Raw genomic sequence first — 20,401 nt, 5'->3', positions numbered from 1 at the left:
CTGTTTGGAAAGCATATCAACCAGCACGCTACTGATTGTTCTAGGCTTGCTGGTCGTTTTATCCGCCTTCTTCTCCAGCTCCGAGACCGGCTTGATGTCACTCAACCGGTATCGGCTTCGCCACCTGGCCAACACACGTGATCGCGCCGCACGCCGGGTTGAGCAACTGCTGCAACGCCCCGACCGCCTGCTCGGCCTGATCCTGATCGGCAACAATCTGGTCAATATCCTGGCCTCTGCCATTGCGACCGTGGTCGCCATCCGCTTATTTGGCGATTTCGGACTCGCGGTCGCCACCTTTGGTCTGACCCTGATCATCCTGATCTTCGGTGAAGTCACCCCCAAGACCCTGGCCGCCATGTACCCGGAGAAGATCGCCTACCCGGCCTCCTGGGTTCTCAAAGGGCTAATGCTGCCCCTCTCCCCCCTGGTCTGGCTGATGAACAGCATCACCAGCCTGCTGCTCAAGATGCTGCACCTGCAACCGCGCAGTGGCCACGCCCTCAGCGCTGATGAGCTAAGAACCATCGTCAATGAAGCGGGCAGCCTGATCCCGCAACACCATCAGGACATGCTGCTCAGCATCCTCGACCTCGACAAGATGATGGTCGAAGACATCATGGTGCCGCGCAGCGAGATCTACGCCATCGACATCAATGACGACTGGAAGAGCATAGTGCGGCAGCTGGTCAAGAGCCCGCACACCAAGGTGATGCTCTACCGGGACAGCATTGATGATGCGGTTGGGTTTCTGCATGCTCGCGACGCCCTGCGCCTGCTTGCCAAAGAGCAGTTCAACAAGTCCAGCCTGCTGCGCGCCGCCAAGGAGATCTACTTCATTCCGGAAGGGACGCCGCTTAATGTGCAGATGGCCAAGTTCCAGCAAAACAAGGAGCGCATTGGTCTTATCGTGGACGAATATGGCGACATTCAGGGGCTAATCACTCTGGATGATATTCTCGAGGAGATTGTCGGGGACTTCACCACATCGGTGACGACCGGTCCCAGTGACGACGTGCACCCGCAGCCTGACGGCACCTATCTGGTGGAGGGATCGGCCAGTATTCGCGAGCTCAACAAAGAGATGGAGTGGAACCTGCCTACCGACGGACCACGCACACTGAACGGTCTGATTCTGGAGTATCTTGAAGAGATGCCGGAACCCAACATCGGCCTACGGCTGGCCGGCTATCCGATGGAGATCGTTGAGGTCGAGCAGAACATGGTCAAGCTGGCTCGAGTCATGCCAAGCCTGTACCACACCCCCTCAGGCGAATCCGGCGAGTAAGCAACCACTTACGCGTCTTCGCTCTCTTCCTCTTCCAGCACCAGCGTGGGGATCAGCTGTCCAAATGCCTGTTGCAACTCAACCTTGTTAGCCAACAAATCGGCCAAGGTGTAGTTGTCCATAACGCACAGGAAGGCATTCATGGCCTCTTTCAACGCCCCTTTCAGCAGGCAAACCGACACGATATGGCAAATCGGAGAGCCGCAGTCGATGCCATTGAGGTTGCCCTCCAACTCGCGGATTACGGCACCGACATTGACGTCTTCAGGTGCGACCGCCAACCAGATGCCGCCATTCTTGCCACGCTGGGAGCCAAGATACCCCAATTTCACCAGCTGGTTGATCACCTTCACCATGTGATTACGGGACACGTCATACAAGGCGGAGACCTTGGCAACGCTGGAGAGCTCACCCCGCGGCAGGGTAGCCAGATAGAGCAGGGCTCTTAATCCAAAATCGGTATAACTAGTTAGTCTCATATTTTGTTTGCTCTCAATACACCCGGGTGTATCGCACCGCTCAAATAAACATTTAGCATGCCACTCATCAAAAAGGCATTTTATATGTTTAATTCATACTCTTTTGGAGCCTGACACGTTGCCAGATGCAAGCAGCAAGCGTTGTAGATAGTATCGATAACCACTCTCATCAAAGGTGCACAAGCATACCGATTTTAGGGTTATACCGAAACAATATCACGTAGTAGGTAGCCATCTTTTGGCCAAACGCAAGAAAGTGAGTGAGTAAACACTGATTAATAGCTATCCAGCCATCATGGCCCCGACATAAGTAATTCGCCAGTCAGCCAGCTCAGTGAACGTCGCCGGGTATCAGTTGAGGAAAATGGCTAACAGCGCCGAGAGGCGAGATCGCGACGCGATAGATCTGCGGGACAGAGATCGTCGTAACAAGAGAGGGAGCGCTCGTCTGGCACGGCTACGCTCCCTTTCCCGGAAGCCTGCTTCCGGGTTTTTTTATGCTCAGTGCATGCGCTTGGCGCGGGTGACCGCATTGGCGGGCATCTTGCCGGCCAGTCGGGTGAGTAGCGAGCTGGCCTTGCGATGCAGCGCCTTATCCCCAATCACTGCATTGTGCAGCCAGTGGTAAGCCTCTTCATAATCCAGCGGACTACCGTGACCGGCGAGCAGAAACTCCACCCACTCTATCTGCGCCTTCAAAAAGCCGGCGCCGGCCGCTTCACGCAAGAATACCTCGGCCCGTTGCAGATCCGCTTGTACCAGAATGCCTTTCCAGTAATAGCGACCTAGTTGTTCCAATGCCGGTGCCAACCCCTGATTGGCGGCGTCCCACATAAACTGCACACCGAGCTCGGCGTTCTGTTTGACACAGACCCCCTCGGCCAGCATGTCACCCCACAAGAATTGATAGGCCGGCACCTTCATCACCGATGCGCGCGCTTTGATGTCCTGAGTCAGCTGGCATTTGTCATCCTTAACCTGCTTGAGATGACGCCCCTCCTCAATCCAGTTGAGCAGCTCATCCTGACTATAAAGTTGGATAACCTCAGGCCCAGACGAACTCCCCGCTGGCGCTTTGACCACGGGAATGGCTTCCTCTGCCGGCACCGACCACGATAAAAGGCTATACAGGGATAACCAGAGAATTCGCTTCATAACACCTCCTGCATTCCCTGTATATCGGCACCACGTCGCGTGGCTGAAGAACAGAAAGGGGAGCCGAAGCTCCCCTTTTGATACGAATCGCTGATCGCCGCTTACTTGACGAAGTCGACGCCCAGCTGGATATCCGCTTTGAGGGTATCGAGCATGCTGTCCATGGCATGCTGCTCAAAGGCGCTGAGCTTGCCATAGTCGAGAATGGTTTCGATACCATCCTTGCCAAGGCGCACCGGTTGAGCGAAGAAGCGGGCATGCTTGCCATCACCTTCGACATAAGCGCATTCGATGACATTGGCTTCGCCCTGCAGACCCTTGATCAGGGAGAGGCCGAAACGGCAGGCAGCCTGACCCATGGAGAGGGTTGCTGAGCCGCCACCAGCCTTGGCTTCCACCACCTCGGTACCGGCGTTTTGAATGCGCTTGGTCATGGCAGCCACTTCATCTTCACTGAAAGAAGCGCCTTCAATTTGCGAGAGCAGCGGCAGAATGGTGGTGCCACTGTGACCACCGATCACGTTAACGCGAACCTTGTCGACTTTGAGCCCCTTGGCTTCGGCCACAAAGGTCTCGGCGCGGATCACGTCCAGAGTGGTGACACCAAACAGGCGACGCTTGTCATAAACACCCGCTTTCTTGAGCACTTCGGCGGCAATTGCAACGGTGGTATTGACCGGGTTGGTGATGATGCCAATCAGTGCCTTCGGGCAGGTGGCGGCACACTTTTCGATAAGATTGCGAACGATACCAGCGTTGATGTTGAACAGATCAGAGCGATCCATGCCGGGCTTACGTGCCACACCCGCAGAGATGAGAACGACATCGGCACCCTCGAGGGCGGGGGTCGGATCTTCGCCACTGAATCCCTTTACCTTCACGGCGGTCGGGATATGGCTCAAGTCCACCGCAACACCCGGAGTCACCGGGGCGATGTCATAAAGGCTGAGATAGGAACCTGCAGGAAGACGATTCTTGAGCAACAGGGCAAGCGCTTGGCCGATGCCACCGGCGGCACCCAGAACGGCAACTTTCATGTTTGACTCCATTTAAGCGTAGGTGAGAGGCATTATGTTTTAATGGACCTCACCTTAATGGATCACCCCTGAAAAAACAATCTGATAACAGGAGCAGTTGCGCGTTCTGTGAGCAATCGTACAAGCGCACGATTTTACCGCCAAAAATTACCCCAAAGGAGATATAACACACGGTTTTTGGCGTTACTTTGTGTTCTTTTGAGCGTTTATGATTGAAAACGAAGGGCGCGCTTCTCGCACCAGCGAAACAGCGCCGTTAACAATCCGTTCATACTCAGGTACAGCACACCGGCCACACCGAACACAGCCAGGGTGTCATAAGTCTGGGCATTAAGCCGCTGCGCCAGCCCCATGATATCCATGATGGTGATGGTACTGGCGAGCGAACTCCCCTTGAGCACCAGAATCACCTCGTTGGAATAGGCCGGCACGATGCGCCGCGCCGCATGGCGTACTTTCATCCATAGCGTCTGGCCCGGGCTCAGACCGAGCGCACGGCACGCTTCCACTTCCCCGGCGGGAATGGTGTCGAGCGCCCCCTTGAACAGGCGGGTCGAATAGGCCGCAGTATTGAATCCGAGCGCCAGCATGGCGCAGATGCCCGGCTGCCGCAGCCAGGTCCACAACCAGCTCTCTTTAATCCAGGTAAACTGGCCCGGCCCATAGTAAATCAGAAAGATCTGCACCAGCAGCGGCGTGCCGGTGAACAGCAGGATCCAGAGCCGCACCAGTTGACTCAGGGCCACCACACGCCGCTCCAGAATCCAGGTCATCAGCAGTGCCAGGCTCGCCCCCAGCAGCAGGCTAGTCAGGGTCAGCCAGAGTGTGGTGCCAAGGCCCCCCAGCAGGGTGGTCAGATAAGTCAGCATCACTAGCCTCCGTAACGGCGGGTATAACGGGTCGCCATCCCGAGCAGCCACTCACTGCACAGGGAGATGACCAAATAGATGAGTGCAGCAATCGCATACCAGGTAAAGGGCTGGTAGGTGCTGGCAGAGACCAGCTGCGCCTGATGCATCAGATCGTTAACCCCGATAAGGGAGACCAGCGCGGTATCTTTCAGCAGCACCAGCCACTGGTTGCCGAGTCCGGGAATGGCATGCCGCCAAGCCTGGGGCAGGACGATACGCAGGAAGGTGTGAGAGCGGCCAAGGCCCAGCGCCCAGGCAGCCTGACGTTGCCCCATCGGCACCGCATTGAGCGCCCCGCGCAGGGTCTGACTGGCATAGCTGGCAAACAGCAGCGACAGCGCCAATACCCCACAGGCAAACGGACTGAACTCGACATAGTCCCCGGTGATCAGAAACAGCACCTGGGTCGAGCCAAAATAGAGAAACAGCACCACCAGAATTTCCGGCAGGCCGCGCACCAGCGATGTCAGCAGCGCGACCGGCCACCCCATCCAGCGCTTACCAGAAAGCTCGGCTGCGCTAAACAGGATGGCCAGGATCAGGCCACCAATAAGGGAAGCCACCCCCAGACCCAGGGTCATGAGAGTGGCTTGTAGTAGCAGATTCAACATGGATTACTGAGCAAAGTACTTGTCGTAAATCTTCTGATAGGTGCCGTTGGCTTTGACTGCCTTCAGACCGCTATTGAGTTTGCCGAGCAGTTCGCTGTTGCCCTTGGCAACGGCCATCCCAAAACCGGTACCGAAGTACTTGGTGTCGGTGACCTTGTCGCCCAGCAGAGCGTAATCCTTGTGCTGCTTGAGCCAGTCAGCAGCGACGGCGTTATCGGCAAACACGGCATCGATACGGCCATTCATCATGTCGAGGAAGGCGTTCTGGTAGCTGGCATACGGCACGCTCAGCACGCCCTTACCGGTCCAGTTGTCCTGGATGTAGCTCTGGTGAGACGTGCCGTTCTGAACACCGACCGTCTTCTGGGCCAGTGCTTCCGGCTTTTCAAAAGCGCCCTTCTTGGCAACGAATACTGCCGAGTTTTCATAATAGATGTCGGAGAAATCGACTTGGGCAGAGCGCTCCGGAGTTACGTCCATGGCGGCGATGGCAACATCGTAACGACGGAACTTGAGGCTCGGGATCAGGCTGTCGAACGCCTGGTTATGGAAGGAGCATTGCAGCTTGGCTTCACTGCAAATGGCGCGGGCCAGATCGATGTCAAAACCCTGGAATTCGTTCTTGGCATCCATGAATTCGAACGGGGCGTAGGTCGCCTCGGTCACGAACTTGATCTCCTTGGCTACCGCCTGACCTGCCAGCACGCCCATCACAGTAAACAGCAATACCGCTTTTTTCATGACGATCTTCCTTAAATTAGTGATTCAAGAATTGAGCAAAACGTTCGGTCCGGGGTGCCGTGAAGCAATCAGCACTGCCCATCTCCACAATCTGTCCGCGCTCCAGATAGATAACCTGGCTGGCAATACGACGGGCAAAATCCACTTCGTGGGTCACCACCACCTGGGTGATCCCTGTCCCGGAAAGGGTACGAATAATCTCGGCCACTTCCTTGGTGATCTCCGGATCGAGCGCCGCGGTTGGCTCATCGAACAGCAGAATTTCCGGATCCATCATCAGGGCGCGGGCGATCGCCACCCGCTGCTGCTGGCCACCGGAAAGACGGGCTGGCCAGGTATCCTGTTTGTCGCCCAGACGCAGCTGATTGAGCAGATAGCGGCCTTTGTCCACCGCTTCCTGACGGCCCATGCCGAGCACCTTGACCGGTGCTTCAATCAGGTTCTCCATCACAGTCAAATGTGGCCACAGATGGTACTGTTGGAATACCATACCGACCTTTCGCCGCAGGGCCTGGCTACGCTTGGCAAATTCGGCGGGCGTCAGGGTCGACGGGAAAGAAAATTCACTGTCGCCGATCCGCATGGTACCGCTATCCGGGGTATCCAGCAGGTTCATCAAACGCAGCAGAGAGCTTTTCCCTGCACCGCTCGGACCAAGCAACACCAAGGTGGCACCGGGTTCGGTGCAAAACGAGACGTTCTGCAGGATGGTGTGTTCCTGCCAGGATTTGGCGATGCCGGAGAGTTCGATACCCATACAGTCAATGTGAATAAGTTTTCAGGATGAACTGCCAATTGTAATTAGATGCTCAATAGATGCAAGCCGAATTTGCATCAATATGCAACAGAAACCCCTGTTTCTTGCAAAAAAACGCATCGGAATGCAAAATGGACGGGTGATCGCCCTCCGCCAGGGCTTCAATCATGCCTCAGCCCTTCACTTCATGAGACCAAAATGAAACATAACGACAAGCAAGAAAAACTGGCGAAAGCCTTTAAAGCATTGCTCAAGGAAGAACGATTTGGCTCCCAGGCGGAAATTGTTGCCGCCCTGCAGGAAATGGGGTTTGAAAATATCAACCAATCCAAGGTGTCACGGATGCTCAGCCGCTTCGGCGCGGTACGCACCCGCAATGCCAAGATGGAGATGGTCTACTGCCTGCCGGTAGAACTCGGCGTGCCGACCACCTCCAGCCCGCTCAAGAATTTGGTGCTCGACATCGACCACAACGGCGCGTTGGTGGTCATTCACACCAGTCCGGGTGCGGCTCAGCTGATTGCCCGCCTGCTTGACTCCCTCGGCAAGGCAGAAGGAATTCTGGGGACCATCGCTGGCGACGACACCATCTTTATTACTCCGACCAGCGATACCGATGTCGAAGAGCTCTACATGTCGGCCCTCGAACTGTTCGAGCAGACGCCGTAAGCAGGCTCTGATAACAATCAACCCGGCCTTGGCCGGGTTGATTGTTTTGAGGGGTTAGCGTCCCTGCCCTTGCAGAAACTCGACGCTCGGAGCAAAGAAGGCGGCGCCGGTGACCGCTCGGGTAAAGCGCAGCAGATGGTCGAAGTGGCCACCCTCACCTTTATACATACTGGCCAGCATGGCATTGAAGTGGGTCGGGGTGCGGCAGCAGGAGATAAAGTAGAGCCCCTGCTCGCTCATGGTGCCCCACGGCATGCTCTGGCGCAGGATCTCCATCGACTCGCCCTTGGGTGTCTTCAGATTGACCCGCTTGATGTGCGAGGTGAGCGGTTTAGCGGCCGATTCATACTCGATATTGTCGGTCTTGGTGCGACCAATGATGTCTTCCTGCTCCTTGACCGCCAGCTTTTCCCAGTCGCACATACCGTGAACAAAACGTTGGACGTGGATATATGAACCACCGGCAAACTCGCCCTCGGCCAGCAGTGCGACGTCAGCCTTGTGGTCTCCTTGCGGGTTCTCGGTGCCATCGACAAACCCGGTCAGATCGCGGCAGTCGAGGTTACGAAAACCCTGCACCTCTTCAGCCACCACCACCTGGCCGCTAAGCAGGGCCAGCAAACGGTGGCCGGCATGATGCAGCACATCTACCCGGTCGGCTCGCAGTTGGACAAAGAGATCAAACGGGGTATGCGGCGCTTCCTGACCGTTGGCAGACTGGGCCATAAAGCTACGAAACTGCGGTGGGCGGGCATTCGGATAGAGCGCATCCCAGGCCTGTGAACCAACTGCCAGCAGACCGCTGAATGCCGCATCCGGGAAATCGGCCTGTACCGATGCCCACAGGGTTGGCACCTTGGCCAGCCGCGCCACCAGCTCTTGTGCCTCACCGGTCCGGTTCAACATCAGATAGAGCGCATGCAGATTGGAGTCGGCGCAGACGCCTTGTTGTGCTTGCATATCCTTCATCCCTCATCAAAAGCAGCGGGTGGTGATGGGTCAGTTAGCTGGTCAACACTTGTCACAGCACTGCCTCACGTCGAGGGTCAAACAGTACCAGCCAGGGGATAGGTCGTCCATGCGGTGAGACCGCAGAAAATAAAAAAGCCGGATGACGTCTCATCCGGCCGAAAAGGAACGACAGTGCCGAGGCTCAGAGCGCTTCGCCATCGGTCTCACCGGTACGGATCCGCACGGCGTGTTCGAGGTCATAAACGAAAATTTTGCCATCACCGATCTTGCCAGTGTAAGCAGCTTTGCAGATGGCTTCGATCACCGGCTCCACATTATCATCCGAGGTAGCAATCTCGAGCTTCACCTTCGGCAGGAAGTCGACCTGATACTCGGCTCCACGATACAATTCGGTATGTCCCTTCTGGCGACCGAAGCCCTTGACTTCAGATACGGTCAACCCTTCGACGCCCAGTGCGGCAACAGCCTCGCGCACATCGTCGAGCTTGAAGGGTTTGATAATGGCGGTGATGAGTTTCATCTGGTTTCTCCCGATCCTTAGGTGGTCCAGAACGGACTGAAACAAAACCTGTGCCAACTCTGTTTTCTCTTGAAACTCATCAGGATAAGCCCCATTGAGCAACATCTTGCCGGTTTCGCGGCCCACAACAGCGCCCCATGCGCCAAATCGGAGCACCAAATTGGAACACATTTTGATGACGCACCAAGATAGAGCAAGCGCGTGCTAACTATCTCGGATCGCTTGATCATTCCACGTCATCAGCTGGTTTTTCAGACTACCCGGGCCAGCGGCCCCGGTGGCCAGCACGTCAACAAGACCGATTCTGCGGTCTGGTTACGTTTTGATTATCGCGCCAGCACAGTGTTGCCGGATCACTACAAAGAGGGATTGGAGCGGATGCAAGATAGCCGCGTTCACGACGGCTTTATCCTGATCCGCGCTGAGCGTCACCGCAGTCAGGATATGAACCGGCAGGAGGCGCTTGAGCGCCTGCGTGAGTTATTGCAAAAGAGCGCCGAGCGGCCGAAAAATCGGCGGCCAACCAGACCCACTCGCTCTTCCCAGCAAAAACGGGTCAACACCAAAAAACACAAGGGGGCGCTCAAAGCCTCGCGGCGCGCCCCCACTGGAGATTAACCATGATCACCTTTCCTGCTCTGCTGGCACTCACCCAGCTGTGCGCCCTGCCCTTGCTGGTGTTGACCGGCATGTTGCCAATCTGGCTGGCAGGTTTATATGCCGTGATGAGTCTGCTCACCTTTCTGGTCTATGGCTGGGACAAGCGGGCAGCACAACGTAAACAATCACGGGTCGCCGAGCGAACCCTGCACACCTGGGCCTGGCTAGGTGGCTGGCCAGGCGCCTTGCTGGCGCGCCAACTGCTGCGCCACAAATCGAGCAAGAAAGAGTACAAGCTGCCGCTGTGGCTGAGCGTAGGCGGCAACTTACTGTTCTTTGCCGCCCTGCTCTGGTGGTGCAACCCTTAACACAGGCACAACCTTTAGAAGATCCCCTTCTGGCGAACCTTCTGCATCTTCTCGCTGGGTAGTGCCAAATCGGAGAGATCCACCACCTCGGTAGAGCTGCCTTTGGCGGTCTCAACCGTGGTGGCTGCCGCCACCGGACGAGCACTGACACGCAACTGCTGCAATTGGGTGCTCTGCTGCTCCGCCAGATTGCGCAGTCGGGTCAACTCCTGCTGCAACCCGGCCAACATCTGCTGTTGGGAGGTGAGCAGGGCCGTGACCGACTCGGGCAGCTCGCCCATCCCGGTTAACTCGCGCTGCGACTCCTGCGCCGCCAACTGGTGACCTAGCAGTAACTGCAATTGCTCAAGCTGCTGGGGCGAGAACGAGCCATCGGTGCCCGACTCTAGCGCCGAAGTGGCAGCCGGCTCCCCCGGCAACAGGTTGCACTGCTGCAGCTCGGCAAACAGCTCTTCGACTCCCAACTGTTCACGGCTGATGGACTCGGCCACGTGATGGCACAGACGCGGATCGAGCAGATAGAGCTGCAAACCGGCCAGATAGACGCTGCGATGGAAACTGCGCATCGTCATGCTGATGTCATCACGCGAGCCGCCCTCCCGGCGCAGCGCCAGATACCACTCCTGCAGCGCCTCCACGGCCCGCTCGTCAGAGCGGGAGTGCTGTGGATTGAGGTAAAGCGACAGATTGAGCTTTTTGCCCTGTCCCTTATGCATCTTCCCCAACCTCGAGCATCACCGGCTCGGCCACCTCGGCGGCTGCATCATCAGCATGGTAGAGGCAGATTTCGCGCGACAGGGCGCTTTGCGGGTTGTCGATCAGCATCACCTTGTCGCCCAGGGTGGGATAGGCTTCGCGGATCGCTTTTTCAATCAAAGATGCACCGCCACCGACCAGATAGACCCGATTCGGGTTCTTGGCGAACTTCTTCGCCTCATAGGCCACCTGATCACCCAGTTCACTGATTTTGATCTCGATCCGCTCAAGGATCTGGGCGATCCGGCTCTCATCGTTGACCACGCTGCGCACGAACTCCATGTCGTGACGGCGCTTGATCAGCTCGTTGGCCACCAGATAGCTGGAGTCGCTGTCAGCCGCCGCCAGTGCCTTGCGGGCAGCGTCAGTCACCATGGAAACACCGATCTCATTGTTACCATAGATGGCAGACACATCGTCAAACTCGCCAACGATGATGCCCATGTCGAGGGTGGTGCCACCGCAGTCGATCACCAGCGACTTGGTGAACTCGTTGCAGTTGGAGTTGAGCAGATGGGAAAGCGCCGCCGGCAGACTTTCCGGCATCACTTCTACTTCCGCGATCTGGAACAGCTCACCCTTGTTGAGGCTGATTTCGCGCATCAGATTCTGGCGCTTGGCCTCAATTTTGGCGTCGTTGCGCTGGCAGTCATCCGGGTTGTAGTACTCGGTGATGGGCAGGGTCACGATGATCTTAATCGGGCACGGCGTCATCCCGGTCTGCAACAGGGCGTGGTGCACTGACAGCAGATTGAGATCGTCGTACTGATACTCGATATGGGTGGTTGAGAGTGCCTTGTCAGACGTCGCGTCATAGGTGTACTTGGTGGTGCCTATGGTGTAGTTGAACACCTTCTGGCCACGCAGCAGCGCCGCACTTTTCCAATCCTTGCGAAACGAGTTGGGGGATACCACGGTCTTGAGGGTACCGTTTTCGATCCAGCTGACTTTTACGTTGGTGGATCCGTCGTCGATAGCAAATTTCATGAGAGCGTGGGTCATCTGAGCTGTCTCTTGGTGGCCGGTGGCCTGTATCGATGTGGCTTCGCAAGCAAGCGCGAAAAACCTGTTTTTGCCAACCAAACGACCAGATCAGATGAAAACTTTAATAAAAAAATAAAGCGCGGTAGCCCGCGCTTTATGCTTACTCTCTCGGTGTTATTCCACCCCTTGGCAGGGCGGAATCCGAACCGGACGGCGCCGAGTCACCGGCCGGTCTCGATGGGATTGCTGCTCAAGCGACGGGGCACGAAGGTCAAGAAGCGGAAGACATAGGCAGGAAAACGGGGCTACGCCATCGGCGTCCCCGGCAGAGAGTGTTTCCCGCTGTGTTGGTATCCGGCTCAAGGGCCGTGCATCGCTTGAAGCGGCACATGGCCATACTAATCGCAGGCGTCATCCATGACCGTGATCGCCTCGGCAATTACCCTTTCGTAGCCGGTTGCGGCAGACACTGCGGCACAAAATTTCGAGCCACCTCACAGACATGGCCGCGCAACTTGGCCCCAATGGGGACAACCAAGGAGCGACGCATGAACAAGAGCACCGAACTGGCAGATCGCCTGGAGCGCGAATATCAGGCCCTGATCCGGCTGTTTACCCAATTTTGCCAGCAGGCGGCGCCACTGGCCGATCGCTATCAGTTTTTCGGTTGGCCCGATTACGAGGATGCCCCGGCCCAGTCACGCCTGTTTACCCTACTCGGGGAAGAGCGTTCGCTCGAATTGCACTGCCATCCGGCTGCGGCTGGCGAGCTGACCGGTCATATCAAGGTGCGGGACGCCCAGGGTCAGGTGCATGCGGCGCTGACCTTCCAACCGAGCGGTCAGCTCCTGCTGGAGACCGGCAATCTGCTGGACGACCCGCCCGCCCTGTTACTCAGGCTGCTACTGGGTGCGGTGTATCACGATCAGCCAAAGGGCTGATTTCGACCGTAATGTGCACCAACTCTTCGTGAATGGAGAGGCGGCGGCGCATCTCGTCGGCCTCGAGCGGCTGTTCGCTCCACAGTGACAGCATGCAGGCGTAGCTACCCTGCCCCACCCGCCACACGTGCAGGTCGCGCAGGGTTGCTCCTTCCGGTGCCTCATCAATGATCTCGCGGATCTCCTCCACCACCGGCGCATCCATCTCGGCATCAAGCAACACCCGACCGGTCTGGCGCAACAGGCCAATAGCCCACACCCCCACCAACGCAGCCCCGACGATCCCCATCACCGGGTCCAGCCAGTCGGCCCCCCACCACATGCCGCCGCACAGAGCCAAAATGGCCAGCACCGAGGTCGCAGCATCGGCCAGCACATGGATATAGGCCGCACGCAGGTTGAGATCATGATGCTCATGATCGTGGTGATGGTGATCGTGACCATGGTGGTGGTCGTGGTGGTGATCATCTTTGAGCAACCAGGCGCAGGCCAGATTGACCAGAAGACCGCACAAGGCAATGCTGATCGCTTGCTGATAGTGGATCTGGGCCGGGTTGAGCAGGCGCACTACCGATTCAAACAGCATCAACAGCGCCACGCCGACCAGCATCAGGGCGCTGGTAAAGCCGCCCAGCACTTCAATCTTCCAGGTGCCAAAGCAGAAACGGTGGTCACGCGCAAACCGGCGTGCAGCGCGATAGGCCAACACCGATAACCCCAGCGCCAGCGCATGGGAGCTCATGTGCCAGCCATCAGCCAGCAGCGCCATCGAGTTGAACCACCAGCCGCCACCTATCTCGGCCACCATCATGATGACCGTCAGCAGCACGGCCCAGCGCGTCTTGCGCTCAGCCAGGGGGTTGCCCTCATTGATCATGGGGGCGTGACAAGGGAAGGTTTGGGCAGACATATTTGGTGGCTCCGACACGATGCGATATACTCCCCCCCAGTATACACCCGCTTCGATGGAGGCCAAGCATGTCCCACACCATTCACCACAAACGCAAGCTGTTGACCCGGGTTCGCCGCATTCAGGGACAGGCCAATGCGCTGGAGCAGGCACTGCTGGCCGAGAGCGATTGCGCGGCGATCCTGCAACAGATCGCCGCGATCCGCGGCGCAGTCAACGGTCTGATGCTGGAGGTGCTCGAAGGCCACATGCGTGAACACCTCGGCGCCGATGACGCCACCCCGGAACAGCGGCACCAGGATCTTGAGCAGGTCACCAGCGTGCTGCGCTCCTACCTCAAATAACCCCCTAGAATGATGACGGCGGCCGGCAGGCCGCACAGCCCTTGAGCCGCCTCGCCAATTACGCCATGATGACGAACCCGGCCAGACGCCGGTGTTGATTGGAATGTGACACTCAAGGACCCCCCATGTTTGAACATGTCGACGCCTATCCCGGCGATCCCATCCTGACCCTGGTAGAGACCTTCCACGCGGACCCGCGCAGCGAAAAGGTCAACCTCGGTATCGGTCTCTATTACGACGAACAGGGCCGTATTCCGGTTCTGCCTTCGGTGCAGCAGGCTGAAGCCCAGCGCGCCGCCCTGTGCGCGCCGCGTCCCTATCTGCCGATGGAAGGGGCCGCCAACTACCGCTCTGCAGTCCAAAAACTGCTGTTCGGCGCCGAGCATCCGGCCGTTAAGGCTGGCCGTATCGCCACCATCCAGACCATCGGCGGCTCCGGCGCACTGAAAATCGGTGCCGACTTCCTCAAGCGCTATTTCCCGGGTTCCGAGGTTTGGGTGAGCAATCCGACCTGGGACAACCACAAGGCCATGTTTGAAGGGGCCGGCATCAAGGTGCACGACTACCCCTACTACGATGCCCAGACTGGCGGCGTTGCCTTTGCTGCCATGCTCGACTGCCTGGGCAGCCTGCCGGCGCGCAGCATCGTGCTGCTGCACCCCTGCTGCCACAACCCGACCGGTGTGGATCTCTCCTGCGAGCAGTGGGATCAGATCATCGCTCTGGTGGTGGAAAAGCAGCTGATCCCCTTCATGGACATCGCCTATCAGGGCTTTGGTGACGGCCTCGATGAAGATGCCTACGCCATCCGCGCCATGACCGATGCCGGCGTCAGCTTCTTTGTCAGCAACTCCTTTTCGAAGAACCTCTCCTTCTATGGCGAGCGCTGCGGCGGTCTCTCCATCATCTGCCAAAGTGCAGACGAAGCCTCCTGCGTACTGGGCCAGATGAAGGCGACCGTTCGCCGCAACTACTCCAGTCCGCCCACTCACGGTGGCCAGATCACTGCCGCCGTGATGAGCCAGCCGGAGCTGTATGCCCTGTGGGTCGAGGAAGTGGCCGAAATGCGCAGCCGCATCAAGGCGATGCGTGAGAAGCTGTTCGCCGTGCTGAGCGCCAAAGTGCCCGGCCGAGATTTCAGCTACTTCGTCAGTCAGCGCGGTATGTTCAGCTACACCGGCCTCACCCCCGAGCAGGTTGACCGCCTGCGTGAAGAGCATGCCGTTTATCTGGTGCGCTCTGGCCGCATGTGTGTGGCCGGCCTCAACAGTCGCAACGTCGAGTATGTGGCCGATGCCATCGCAGCCGTCCTGAGCTGATGACCCCGACCCCGCTGCGGCGGGGTCCTTTTTATCCGGTGACCCCATGGATCTGATTGCCCTCTCTCGCCTCGGCGTCCGCCATCTGGTAACCCTGCACATGCTGCTCGATACCCAGAGCGTGACCCGTGCCGCCGAGCGGCTCTGCACCAGCCCCTCTGCCGTCAGCAAGACGCTGGGACAGCTGCGCGACACTCTGGGCGATCAGCTGTTCTATCGTCAGGGCAACCAGCTGGTGCCGACCGTGTTTGCCGAACGCCTGGCTCCCAGCCTGCATCGGTTGCTGGTCGATCTGAATACGCTGCTCGGTGAGGGCGAATTCGAACCCGCTCGGTGGCAGGGCACTTTGCGAATAGCCCTGCGCGAAAGCTCGATGGAGTGGCTCGGTGGGCCGCTGCTTGGCCAACTGATGCAGGACGTGCCGGGGTTGGTGCCTGAGGTGTGGAACAAAGAGGCGCGCGGGCTCGACGCGCTGGCGCAAGGGCGGCTGGATTTTGTCATTTTGCCGCACGATCAGAGCCAGCCTCGCCATACCGGACTGGAGTGGCAGACCCTCTATGAGGATCGCTTGATCTGTCTGCTGCGCCCCGACCATCCGGCGCTGGCCGCCGAGTGGACGTTGGATAGCTATCTTGGCTGGCGTCATTTAGCGATTCGCGACGAGGAGCTGGCGACCCCCTTCTTTGAGCAGCAACTGGCCCAGATGCAGGTACAGCGGCGCATTGGCGCCACCCTGCCCGACTTTGCCAGCGCCGCCGCACTTTGTCGCCACAGCGATCTCATCCTTACCTGCAGTCAAGGCTGGGCCGCGTCGCGTCATAATGAGCTTGGATTGGTAAGCCGTCCGGTGCCGTTTGCCTACGGCGCGGTTACCTATTCACTGGTCTGGTTTGGACCGGCCGGACAAGATCCGGCCATGCGCTGGTTACGGCGCCGGTTGGTGGAATTGGCGGGCGGATTGCCCCGCCTCACCTGATAACCAGCGGGTGATAAAGCTGCGCATCGGCTCAGGCCGGCCAAAATAGAACCCTTGCAGCAGATCCACCTTTTTGGCCTTGAGGTAGCTCGCCTGCTCGGCAGTTTCCACCCCTTCTGCCACCAGCACCAGCCCGAGACGGCTGGCCAGATCAATCACGTTATCAACGATATGCTCGGAGAGGGATTCGGTCCCGATCCGACGAATAAATGATTGATCGATCTTGAGAATATCCACGTGGAAGCGCTGCAGATAACTCAGGCTGGAGTGACCGGTACCAAAGTCATCGATGGCCAGCTTGACCCCCATGGCATCGAGACGGCGGAATAGCTCGAGGGTGCCGGCATCTTCCACCAGCAACTCCCGCTCGGTGAGTTCAAGCACCAGCGTCACCCGCCCCGGTTCAAAGTAGGCCAGAAACTGGTAGCAATCCTCATAGAGTTTGCCGCTATCGTGGCAATGGGCAGCGCAGATATTGAAGCCGACGTGAAAGCCGGCCGGGAAGGTGTGCTGGATGCTCTTCAAAGAGCGCGCTACCTGCTGCATCATTTGCGAGGTCATCGGCAGGATCAAACCCGATGCTTCGGCCTGGGGAATAAACAGATCCGGACGAATCAAACCTGCCGTCGGATGCTGCCAGCGCATCAACACCTCGACGCCCACCATCTGCTCGGTATCACCCGCCACCATAGGTTGCAGATAGGGGACAAACTCGCGGGCCCGCAAGGCGCGCTCCAACTCGCCCGACGGGGAGCGGGAGCGGCCCAGTTGCCACCATAGCAACACCGCGAACAAGGTGCTTATCAGCAACAACATCAGAAAAACCATCTGACGCGCGTGCCAGGCTGACTGCCAGTTCACTGCGGTTATATAGCCACTATCGATGACAAAGGGATAGCGTTTGGAAACCACCCGCACAGCTGACGTATTTGCCATCGGTGCCGGCACATTGCCAAAACGGCCATGACCGTCGAGCCAAACCGATCCCACCTGCAATATCACCCAACTATTGCCACGACCCAGATCGAGCATAAAACTGAGCGACTGGCCATCAATGGCAGTCAGCGCAACGCCATCGCCGCGCTCCTGGCGAATCACCAGCAAGGGGTGATTCTGCCGCACCCGATTGCCCTTCATCAGTAACAAGGTGCGACCGGTGTAGAGCTCGGGTTCATCGGCCTCATCCACCACGCCAAACAGGGAGGTGCAATACAGCCGACCTTTCCAAGCCAGATTGACACTGCGGATAAACAGCCCCAGCGCCGCCTGCTCCCGCAGCGATAATTCAACATTGGCACAGGGCGCCCCGGCATCAGGCAGAACGGCCGCATTGGCCCGCTGCGCCTGATCGATCATGCTGTCGATAATGGTGCGGGCGTGCTCGGCAGATTGACGGGCATGACGCTCGAGATCATCAAGATAGGAGTGATAGATGCCCCACGCGCCCAGCGTCAACGTCAGCAAAAACAGCAGCAGGGTGAGGAGCAAACGCAGCATGGCAGACCCGTGTCAGCGAGGTGATGAAGCACCTTGCCGGCAGCGTACCGGCGCAAGGTGCCCCTTTCTATCACACAGCGGCGCAGCTTTCCCAGCCCAAAACAGAGCGAGTGACAGAGATCGGATCTCTGTTAAGGGACTCACAAGGCCGGCAATGTGATACTCCCGCGCCAGCCGAGATTCCGAATGGAACTTTCCAGTTGCTCCAGCTCGGAGCGGGTGGCCGCCAGCCAATTCGCTGCCTCGCCGCGCACGCCATGTTGGCGAAAACCATTGAGGCGCAGTGGCACCGGACCCAGCTGCTGCAACCAAGCCACCAGTTCGGGCAGGTGGTGCTCAAAGTCACTGCGTCCCGGTATATGCAACAGACGCAGCTCGGCCAGCCGATGGTGGCGTGCCAGAAATTCGATAGCGTGGCGCACCCGCTCGCCACTGCGACCGGTCAAGGCCTGATGCACCGGCTCCTGCCACCCCTTGAGATCAACCATCACCCCGTCGCACACCGGCAGCAGTTTTTGCCACCCCTCTTCAGGCAGATAGCCGTTGCTATCGACCAGACAGGTAAGATGGGCCAAATCGGGGGCCGCTTTAATGGCAGCAAACAGCGCCAGCACAAACGGCAGCTGGGTGGTCGCCTCACCACCGGAAACCGTGATCCCGGTAAGCAGTAGGGCGTAGCGGCGCAGCACATCGATCACGTCCGCCACCGTCATGGTTCGGGTCTTGGGGCTGGCACTGCGCGGACACACCGCAAGGCAGTGATCGCAGTGAGTGCAGAGGGCGTCGTTCCAGACCACCCGGCCATCTTGCCAACTGAGCGCCGTGGCCGGGCAACCGGGCACGCACTCGCCACAGTGATCGCAGCGGCCAATGGTGTGCGGATTGTGACAGGTGGGGCAGTGAAAGTTGCACCCCTGCAGGAACAGGACCAGGCGATTGCCCGGTCCGTCCACACAGGAGAAGGTCAGCAGCCTACTGACGCTGGCCTGCCAGATTTTCATCGCTCACCACGCGCGGTCGGCGCTGCAAAATTCCGGTTAACTCGGCTGCCTCGGCGCCCAGTCCAGTGGTGTTGACGCGTGAGCCGTGCTCGGACAGCGCCGCGATATCGGAAAGCTTCACCATGTAGCCGGTAACTCGCACCAAATCATGGCCCGCTACGTTGGCCGAGAATTCGCGCATACCGAGGGCAAAGCCCCCTTTGCACAACTGCATCATGGCCTGCGGGTTCTGCCGGATGGTAGGCTCCAGCGTCAGAATTTCACTCACCCCCGAGCTGTAGAAGCGATGGTGCGGCGCCAGCGCCAGCAAATGGGTGGCAGGATCCGGCTCCTGGCCATAGGGGATACGCACGCCGGGTGTGGTGCCCTGATCGATGCTCAGCCCTGCCTGGGAGTGCAACAACGCCCGTCCGCGCCAGGCGTGGGCAAACTGGCGCACTGCCACGAAGGCAGCCAGCGTGGCCGAGATGCGATGACCAAGCCGGTTGGCCCCCTCATCCTGCCCATAACGGCCGGTCAGCTGACTCTTCTCCAGCAGGATGTTGACCGCTTCGGCCATGGCATAGATGCCAAACATGGGCACAAAGCGCGCCTCTTCGATGATCCCCTCTTCACACAGGAAGCTCTGGAAGAAGCCGGACTCTTCGTGCAGGAAGCGGCAGCGCGCCTCAATCAGCTGGGACATCAGCTCGCAGTAATGGGGCAGCTGGTTGCCGATAAAGTCATCCACATCCTGACTCAACTCAGCCACGGCCTTGAGGTTGAGACGGGTCAGAGTATTGGCGCCACCACCGATCGGCAGCACGTTGTAGCAGCTGACAATGCCAAAACCACGGCTGTCGAAATCGGCCTGATTAAGCGGGTAGTTGGCGATGTGCGGTTTGCTGCACTCGGCAATATTGGTCACCCCTTGCAACAGCAGGGAGTCGGGCGATATCTCCGGGTCATAAAACAGGGTCAGGTTGGGCGCGACCTGCTTGAGCTCGGCGTCGATGCGCAGGATCAGGCGGCAGACCGGGTTATCATCCGGCCCCACGTTGACGTGCATAAAGGCGTCGGGCAACACCCGATCCAGATAGACCCAGAGCGCCTTGAGTTTGCGATAGAGCGTCTCTTCCGGCACACCACCGATAAAAGGCAACAGGAGCTGATCCAGCCGTCCCAGCCAGACCGGCATGCCGGTCACTGACGGTACATGATGGTAAAGAATGCGCAGTGCCTCGATGGCTTCGTCCAAATCGCGCGGCGCGTCCAGCTCCAGCCAGCGGGAGCCGCGAGTCAGAAACCGTTCGTAATCGGGCAGCACATAGCGCCCTTTGTAAGGCGCGTGGCCTTCGTACATGTCGCAGATGATGCGAGCATCGAGCGCTTCGCGCACAGCTGGCGGCAAGTCGGGATAAGGCAGGGCATTTTCGGCCTCGAGCGACAACAGACGCGCCTTCTGGGCCGGGGATAGATGGGGATTGCGCACGATACGCTGGCAGTGCTGGACAAAGGACATATGGCACCTCCGATAAGATCGGCCATATCCTTGCTCTTTACGTGCCTTTTATGAAGGGAAAAGT

General features: G+C 58.4%; 23 protein-coding genes. 8 read left to right on the top strand and 15 right to left on the bottom strand.

The features are described 5' to 3' along the window. Positions 1 to 4: 4 nt before the first annotated feature. Positions 5 to 1,288, top strand: coding sequence for an HlyC/CorC family transporter (locus tag BW958_RS14255; protein WP_076576427.1), 1,284 nt, complete (start codon positions 5 to 7; stop codon positions 1,286 to 1,288). Between the two features lie 8 nt (positions 1,289 to 1,296). Here BW958_RS14255 and BW958_RS14250 read toward each other — a convergent pair whose 3' ends face one another. The 7 genes from BW958_RS14250 to BW958_RS14220 form a co-directional block, all read right to left on the bottom strand. Next, on the bottom strand, positions 1,297 to 1,767 hold the full coding sequence (locus tag BW958_RS14250) for an Rrf2 family transcriptional regulator (RefSeq protein ID WP_076576426.1): 471 nt from the start codon (positions 1,765 to 1,767) through the stop codon (positions 1,297 to 1,299). A gap of 501 nt (positions 1,768 to 2,268) precedes the next feature. After that, a complete protein-coding gene (locus BW958_RS14245) occupies positions 2,269 to 2,922 on the bottom strand; it encodes a tetratricopeptide repeat protein (protein WP_256702027.1) in 654 nt (217 codons plus the stop codon). Between the two features lie 101 nt (positions 2,923 to 3,023). Continuing rightward, a complete protein-coding gene (gene mdh, locus BW958_RS14240; RefSeq protein WP_076576425.1) occupies positions 3,024 to 3,959 on the bottom strand; it encodes a malate dehydrogenase in 936 nt (311 codons plus the stop codon). Positions 3,960 to 4,165: 206 nt separating this feature from the next. Further along, positions 4,166 to 4,828, bottom strand: coding sequence for an arginine ABC transporter permease ArtM (gene artM, locus BW958_RS14235; RefSeq protein ID WP_076576424.1), 663 nt, complete (start codon positions 4,826 to 4,828; stop codon positions 4,166 to 4,168). A 2-nt stretch (positions 4,829 to 4,830) separates the two neighbouring features. Further along, positions 4,831 to 5,481 (bottom strand): arginine ABC transporter permease ArtQ, encoded by a 651-nt coding sequence (artQ, locus tag BW958_RS14230; RefSeq protein ID WP_076576423.1) that lies wholly within the window; start codon positions 5,479 to 5,481, stop codon positions 4,831 to 4,833. A gap of 3 nt (positions 5,482 to 5,484) precedes the next feature. Beyond that, positions 5,485 to 6,222, bottom strand: coding sequence for a lysine/arginine/ornithine ABC transporter substrate-binding protein (locus BW958_RS14225; RefSeq protein WP_076576422.1), 738 nt, complete (start codon positions 6,220 to 6,222; stop codon positions 5,485 to 5,487). Between the two features lie 16 nt (positions 6,223 to 6,238). Then, positions 6,239 to 6,979 carry an ATP-binding cassette domain-containing protein gene (locus BW958_RS14220; RefSeq protein WP_076576421.1) on the bottom strand — a complete coding sequence of 247 codons (741 nt, stop codon included), beginning with the start codon at positions 6,977 to 6,979 and terminating at the stop codon, positions 6,239 to 6,241. A gap of 198 nt (positions 6,980 to 7,177) precedes the next feature. Between BW958_RS14220 and argR the strand changes: the two genes are divergently transcribed. Beyond that, on the top strand, positions 7,178 to 7,648 hold the full coding sequence (argR, locus tag BW958_RS14215; RefSeq protein WP_076576420.1) for a transcriptional regulator ArgR: 471 nt from the start codon (positions 7,178 to 7,180) through the stop codon (positions 7,646 to 7,648). 54 nt (positions 7,649 to 7,702) lie between these two features. On the opposite strand, the gene BW958_RS14210 is transcribed toward argR, so the two are convergent. Together BW958_RS14210 and glnK are read right to left on the bottom strand one after the other, a co-directional pair. Further along, positions 7,703 to 8,608, bottom strand: coding sequence for a Dyp-type peroxidase (locus BW958_RS14210; RefSeq protein WP_076576419.1), 906 nt, complete (start codon positions 8,606 to 8,608; stop codon positions 7,703 to 7,705). A gap of 193 nt (positions 8,609 to 8,801) precedes the next feature. After that, on the bottom strand, positions 8,802 to 9,140 hold the full coding sequence (gene glnK, locus BW958_RS14205; protein WP_076576418.1) for a P-II family nitrogen regulator: 339 nt from the start codon (positions 9,138 to 9,140) through the stop codon (positions 8,802 to 8,804). A gap of 201 nt (positions 9,141 to 9,341) precedes the next feature. On the opposite strand from glnK, the gene arfB reads away from it, so the two are divergent. Both arfB and BW958_RS14195 read left to right on the top strand, forming a co-directional pair. Beyond that, positions 9,342 to 9,758, top strand: a complete 417-nt coding sequence (gene arfB / locus BW958_RS14200; RefSeq protein ID WP_076576417.1) for an alternative ribosome rescue aminoacyl-tRNA hydrolase ArfB — start codon at positions 9,342 to 9,344, stop codon at positions 9,756 to 9,758. A gap of 2 nt (positions 9,759 to 9,760) precedes the next feature. Further along, a complete protein-coding gene (locus tag BW958_RS14195) occupies positions 9,761 to 10,108 on the top strand; it encodes a DUF1294 domain-containing protein (protein WP_076576416.1) in 348 nt (115 codons plus the stop codon). Positions 10,109 to 10,122: 14 nt separating this feature from the next. On the opposite strand, the gene BW958_RS14190 is transcribed toward BW958_RS14195, so the two are convergent. Next, positions 10,123 to 10,824 (bottom strand): hypothetical protein, encoded by a 702-nt coding sequence (locus BW958_RS14190; protein ID WP_076576415.1) that lies wholly within the window; start codon positions 10,822 to 10,824, stop codon positions 10,123 to 10,125. Beyond that, positions 10,817 to 11,866 carry a plasmid segregation protein ParM domain-containing protein gene (gene parM, locus BW958_RS14185; RefSeq protein ID WP_076576414.1) on the bottom strand — a complete coding sequence of 350 codons (1,050 nt, stop codon included), beginning with the start codon at positions 11,864 to 11,866 and terminating at the stop codon, positions 10,817 to 10,819. The genes BW958_RS14190 and parM overlap by 8 nt, the downstream gene beginning before the upstream one ends. Before the next feature lie 530 nt (positions 11,867 to 12,396). On the opposite strand from parM, the gene BW958_RS14180 reads away from it, so the two are divergent. Beyond that, positions 12,397 to 12,789, top strand: a complete 393-nt coding sequence (locus tag BW958_RS14180; RefSeq protein WP_076576413.1) for a hypothetical protein — start codon at positions 12,397 to 12,399, stop codon at positions 12,787 to 12,789. Here BW958_RS14180 and dmeF read toward each other — a convergent pair. Further along, on the bottom strand, positions 12,743 to 13,699 hold the full coding sequence (dmeF, locus tag BW958_RS14175; RefSeq protein WP_076576412.1) for a CDF family Co(II)/Ni(II) efflux transporter DmeF: 957 nt from the start codon (positions 13,697 to 13,699) through the stop codon (positions 12,743 to 12,745). The genes BW958_RS14180 and dmeF overlap by 47 nt on opposite strands. A gap of 68 nt (positions 13,700 to 13,767) precedes the next feature. On the opposite strand from dmeF, the gene BW958_RS14170 reads away from it, so the two are divergent. From BW958_RS14170 to BW958_RS14160, 3 genes are all read left to right on the top strand, one after another. Continuing rightward, positions 13,768 to 14,043, top strand: a complete 276-nt coding sequence (locus BW958_RS14170; RefSeq protein WP_076576411.1) for a metal/formaldehyde-sensitive transcriptional repressor — start codon at positions 13,768 to 13,770, stop codon at positions 14,041 to 14,043. Positions 14,044 to 14,168: 125 nt separating this feature from the next. Then, positions 14,169 to 15,362 (top strand): amino acid aminotransferase, encoded by a 1,194-nt coding sequence (locus BW958_RS14165; protein WP_076576410.1) that lies wholly within the window; start codon positions 14,169 to 14,171, stop codon positions 15,360 to 15,362. 46 nt (positions 15,363 to 15,408) lie between these two features. After that, complete coding sequence (locus tag BW958_RS14160) at positions 15,409 to 16,338, top strand: LysR family transcriptional regulator (RefSeq protein WP_076576409.1); 930 nt, start codon at positions 15,409 to 15,411, stop codon at positions 16,336 to 16,338. Here the strand turns inward: BW958_RS14160 and BW958_RS14155 are convergent. The 3 genes from BW958_RS14155 to BW958_RS14145 all read right to left on the bottom strand — a co-directional run bounded on the left by BW958_RS14155 (position 16,288) and on the right by BW958_RS14145 (position 20,337). Beyond that, the gene (locus BW958_RS14155; RefSeq protein WP_076576408.1) at positions 16,288 to 17,835 is read right to left on the bottom strand and encodes an EAL domain-containing protein; all 1,548 of its coding nucleotides are present in this window, start codon (positions 17,833 to 17,835) and stop codon (positions 16,288 to 16,290) included. The two genes, BW958_RS14160 and BW958_RS14155, sit on opposite strands and share 51 nt — an antisense overlap. Positions 17,836 to 17,975: 140 nt before the next feature. Then, the gene (locus tag BW958_RS14150) at positions 17,976 to 18,836 is read right to left on the bottom strand and encodes a YjjW family glycine radical enzyme activase (RefSeq protein WP_076576407.1); all 861 of its coding nucleotides are present in this window, start codon (positions 18,834 to 18,836) and stop codon (positions 17,976 to 17,978) included. Then, complete coding sequence (locus BW958_RS14145) at positions 18,808 to 20,337, bottom strand: YjjI family glycine radical enzyme (protein WP_076576406.1); 1,530 nt, start codon at positions 20,335 to 20,337, stop codon at positions 18,808 to 18,810. The genes BW958_RS14150 and BW958_RS14145 overlap by 29 nt, the downstream gene beginning before the upstream one ends. Between the last annotated feature and the right edge of the window lie 64 nt (positions 20,338 to 20,401).

This window comes from Aeromonas sp. RU39B, from assembly GCF_900156095.1.
In the GTDB taxonomy this organism is placed as follows: Bacteria; Pseudomonadota; Gammaproteobacteria; order Enterobacterales; family Aeromonadaceae; genus Aeromonas.
Note: the sequence above shows the minus strand (reverse complement) of the source record. Positions and strands in the feature narration are given on the sequence as shown.

Excerpts from the sequence above, each read along its gene's own strand:
- BW958_RS14250 (WP_076576426.1), bottom strand. The coding sequence starts at position 1,767 with ATGAGACTAACTAGTTATACCGATTTTGGATTAAGAGCCCTGCTCTAT.
- BW958_RS14245 (WP_256702027.1), bottom strand. The coding sequence starts at position 2,922 with ATGAAGCGAATTCTCTGGTTATCCCTGTATAGCCTTTTATCGTGGTCG.
- mdh (WP_076576425.1), bottom strand. The coding sequence starts at position 3,959 with ATGAAAGTTGCCGTTCTGGGTGCCGCCGGTGGCATCGGCCAAGCGCTT.
- artM (WP_076576424.1), bottom strand. The coding sequence starts at position 4,828 with ATGCTGACTTATCTGACCACCCTGCTGGGGGGCCTTGGCACCACACTC.
- artQ (WP_076576423.1), bottom strand. The coding sequence starts at position 5,481 with ATGTTGAATCTGCTACTACAAGCCACTCTCATGACCCTGGGTCTGGGG.
- BW958_RS14225 (WP_076576422.1), bottom strand. The coding sequence starts at position 6,222 with ATGAAAAAAGCGGTATTGCTGTTTACTGTGATGGGCGTGCTGGCAGGT.
- BW958_RS14220 (WP_076576421.1), bottom strand. The coding sequence starts at position 6,979 with ATGGGTATCGAACTCTCCGGCATCGCCAAATCCTGGCAGGAACACACC.
- argR (WP_076576420.1), top strand. The coding sequence starts at position 7,178 with ATGAAACATAACGACAAGCAAGAAAAACTGGCGAAAGCCTTTAAAGCA.
- BW958_RS14210 (WP_076576419.1), bottom strand. The coding sequence starts at position 8,608 with ATGCAAGCACAACAAGGCGTCTGCGCCGACTCCAATCTGCATGCGCTC.
- glnK (WP_076576418.1), bottom strand. The coding sequence starts at position 9,140 with ATGAAACTCATCACCGCCATTATCAAACCCTTCAAGCTCGACGATGTG.
- BW958_RS14195 (WP_076576416.1), top strand. The coding sequence starts at position 9,761 with ATGATCACCTTTCCTGCTCTGCTGGCACTCACCCAGCTGTGCGCCCTG.
- BW958_RS14190 (WP_076576415.1), bottom strand. The coding sequence starts at position 10,824 with ATGCATAAGGGACAGGGCAAAAAGCTCAATCTGTCGCTTTACCTCAAT.
- parM (WP_076576414.1), bottom strand. The coding sequence starts at position 11,866 with ATGACCCACGCTCTCATGAAATTTGCTATCGACGACGGATCCACCAAC.
- BW958_RS14180 (WP_076576413.1), top strand. The coding sequence starts at position 12,397 with ATGAACAAGAGCACCGAACTGGCAGATCGCCTGGAGCGCGAATATCAG.
- dmeF (WP_076576412.1), bottom strand. The coding sequence starts at position 13,699 with ATGTCTGCCCAAACCTTCCCTTGTCACGCCCCCATGATCAATGAGGGC.
- BW958_RS14170 (WP_076576411.1), top strand. The coding sequence starts at position 13,768 with ATGTCCCACACCATTCACCACAAACGCAAGCTGTTGACCCGGGTTCGC.
- BW958_RS14165 (WP_076576410.1), top strand. The coding sequence starts at position 14,169 with ATGTTTGAACATGTCGACGCCTATCCCGGCGATCCCATCCTGACCCTG.
- BW958_RS14160 (WP_076576409.1), top strand. The coding sequence starts at position 15,409 with ATGGATCTGATTGCCCTCTCTCGCCTCGGCGTCCGCCATCTGGTAACC.
- BW958_RS14155 (WP_076576408.1), bottom strand. The coding sequence starts at position 17,835 with ATGCTGCGTTTGCTCCTCACCCTGCTGCTGTTTTTGCTGACGTTGACG.
- BW958_RS14150 (WP_076576407.1), bottom strand. The coding sequence starts at position 18,836 with ATGAAAATCTGGCAGGCCAGCGTCAGTAGGCTGCTGACCTTCTCCTGT.
- BW958_RS14145 (WP_076576406.1), bottom strand. The coding sequence starts at position 20,337 with ATGTCCTTTGTCCAGCACTGCCAGCGTATCGTGCGCAATCCCCATCTA.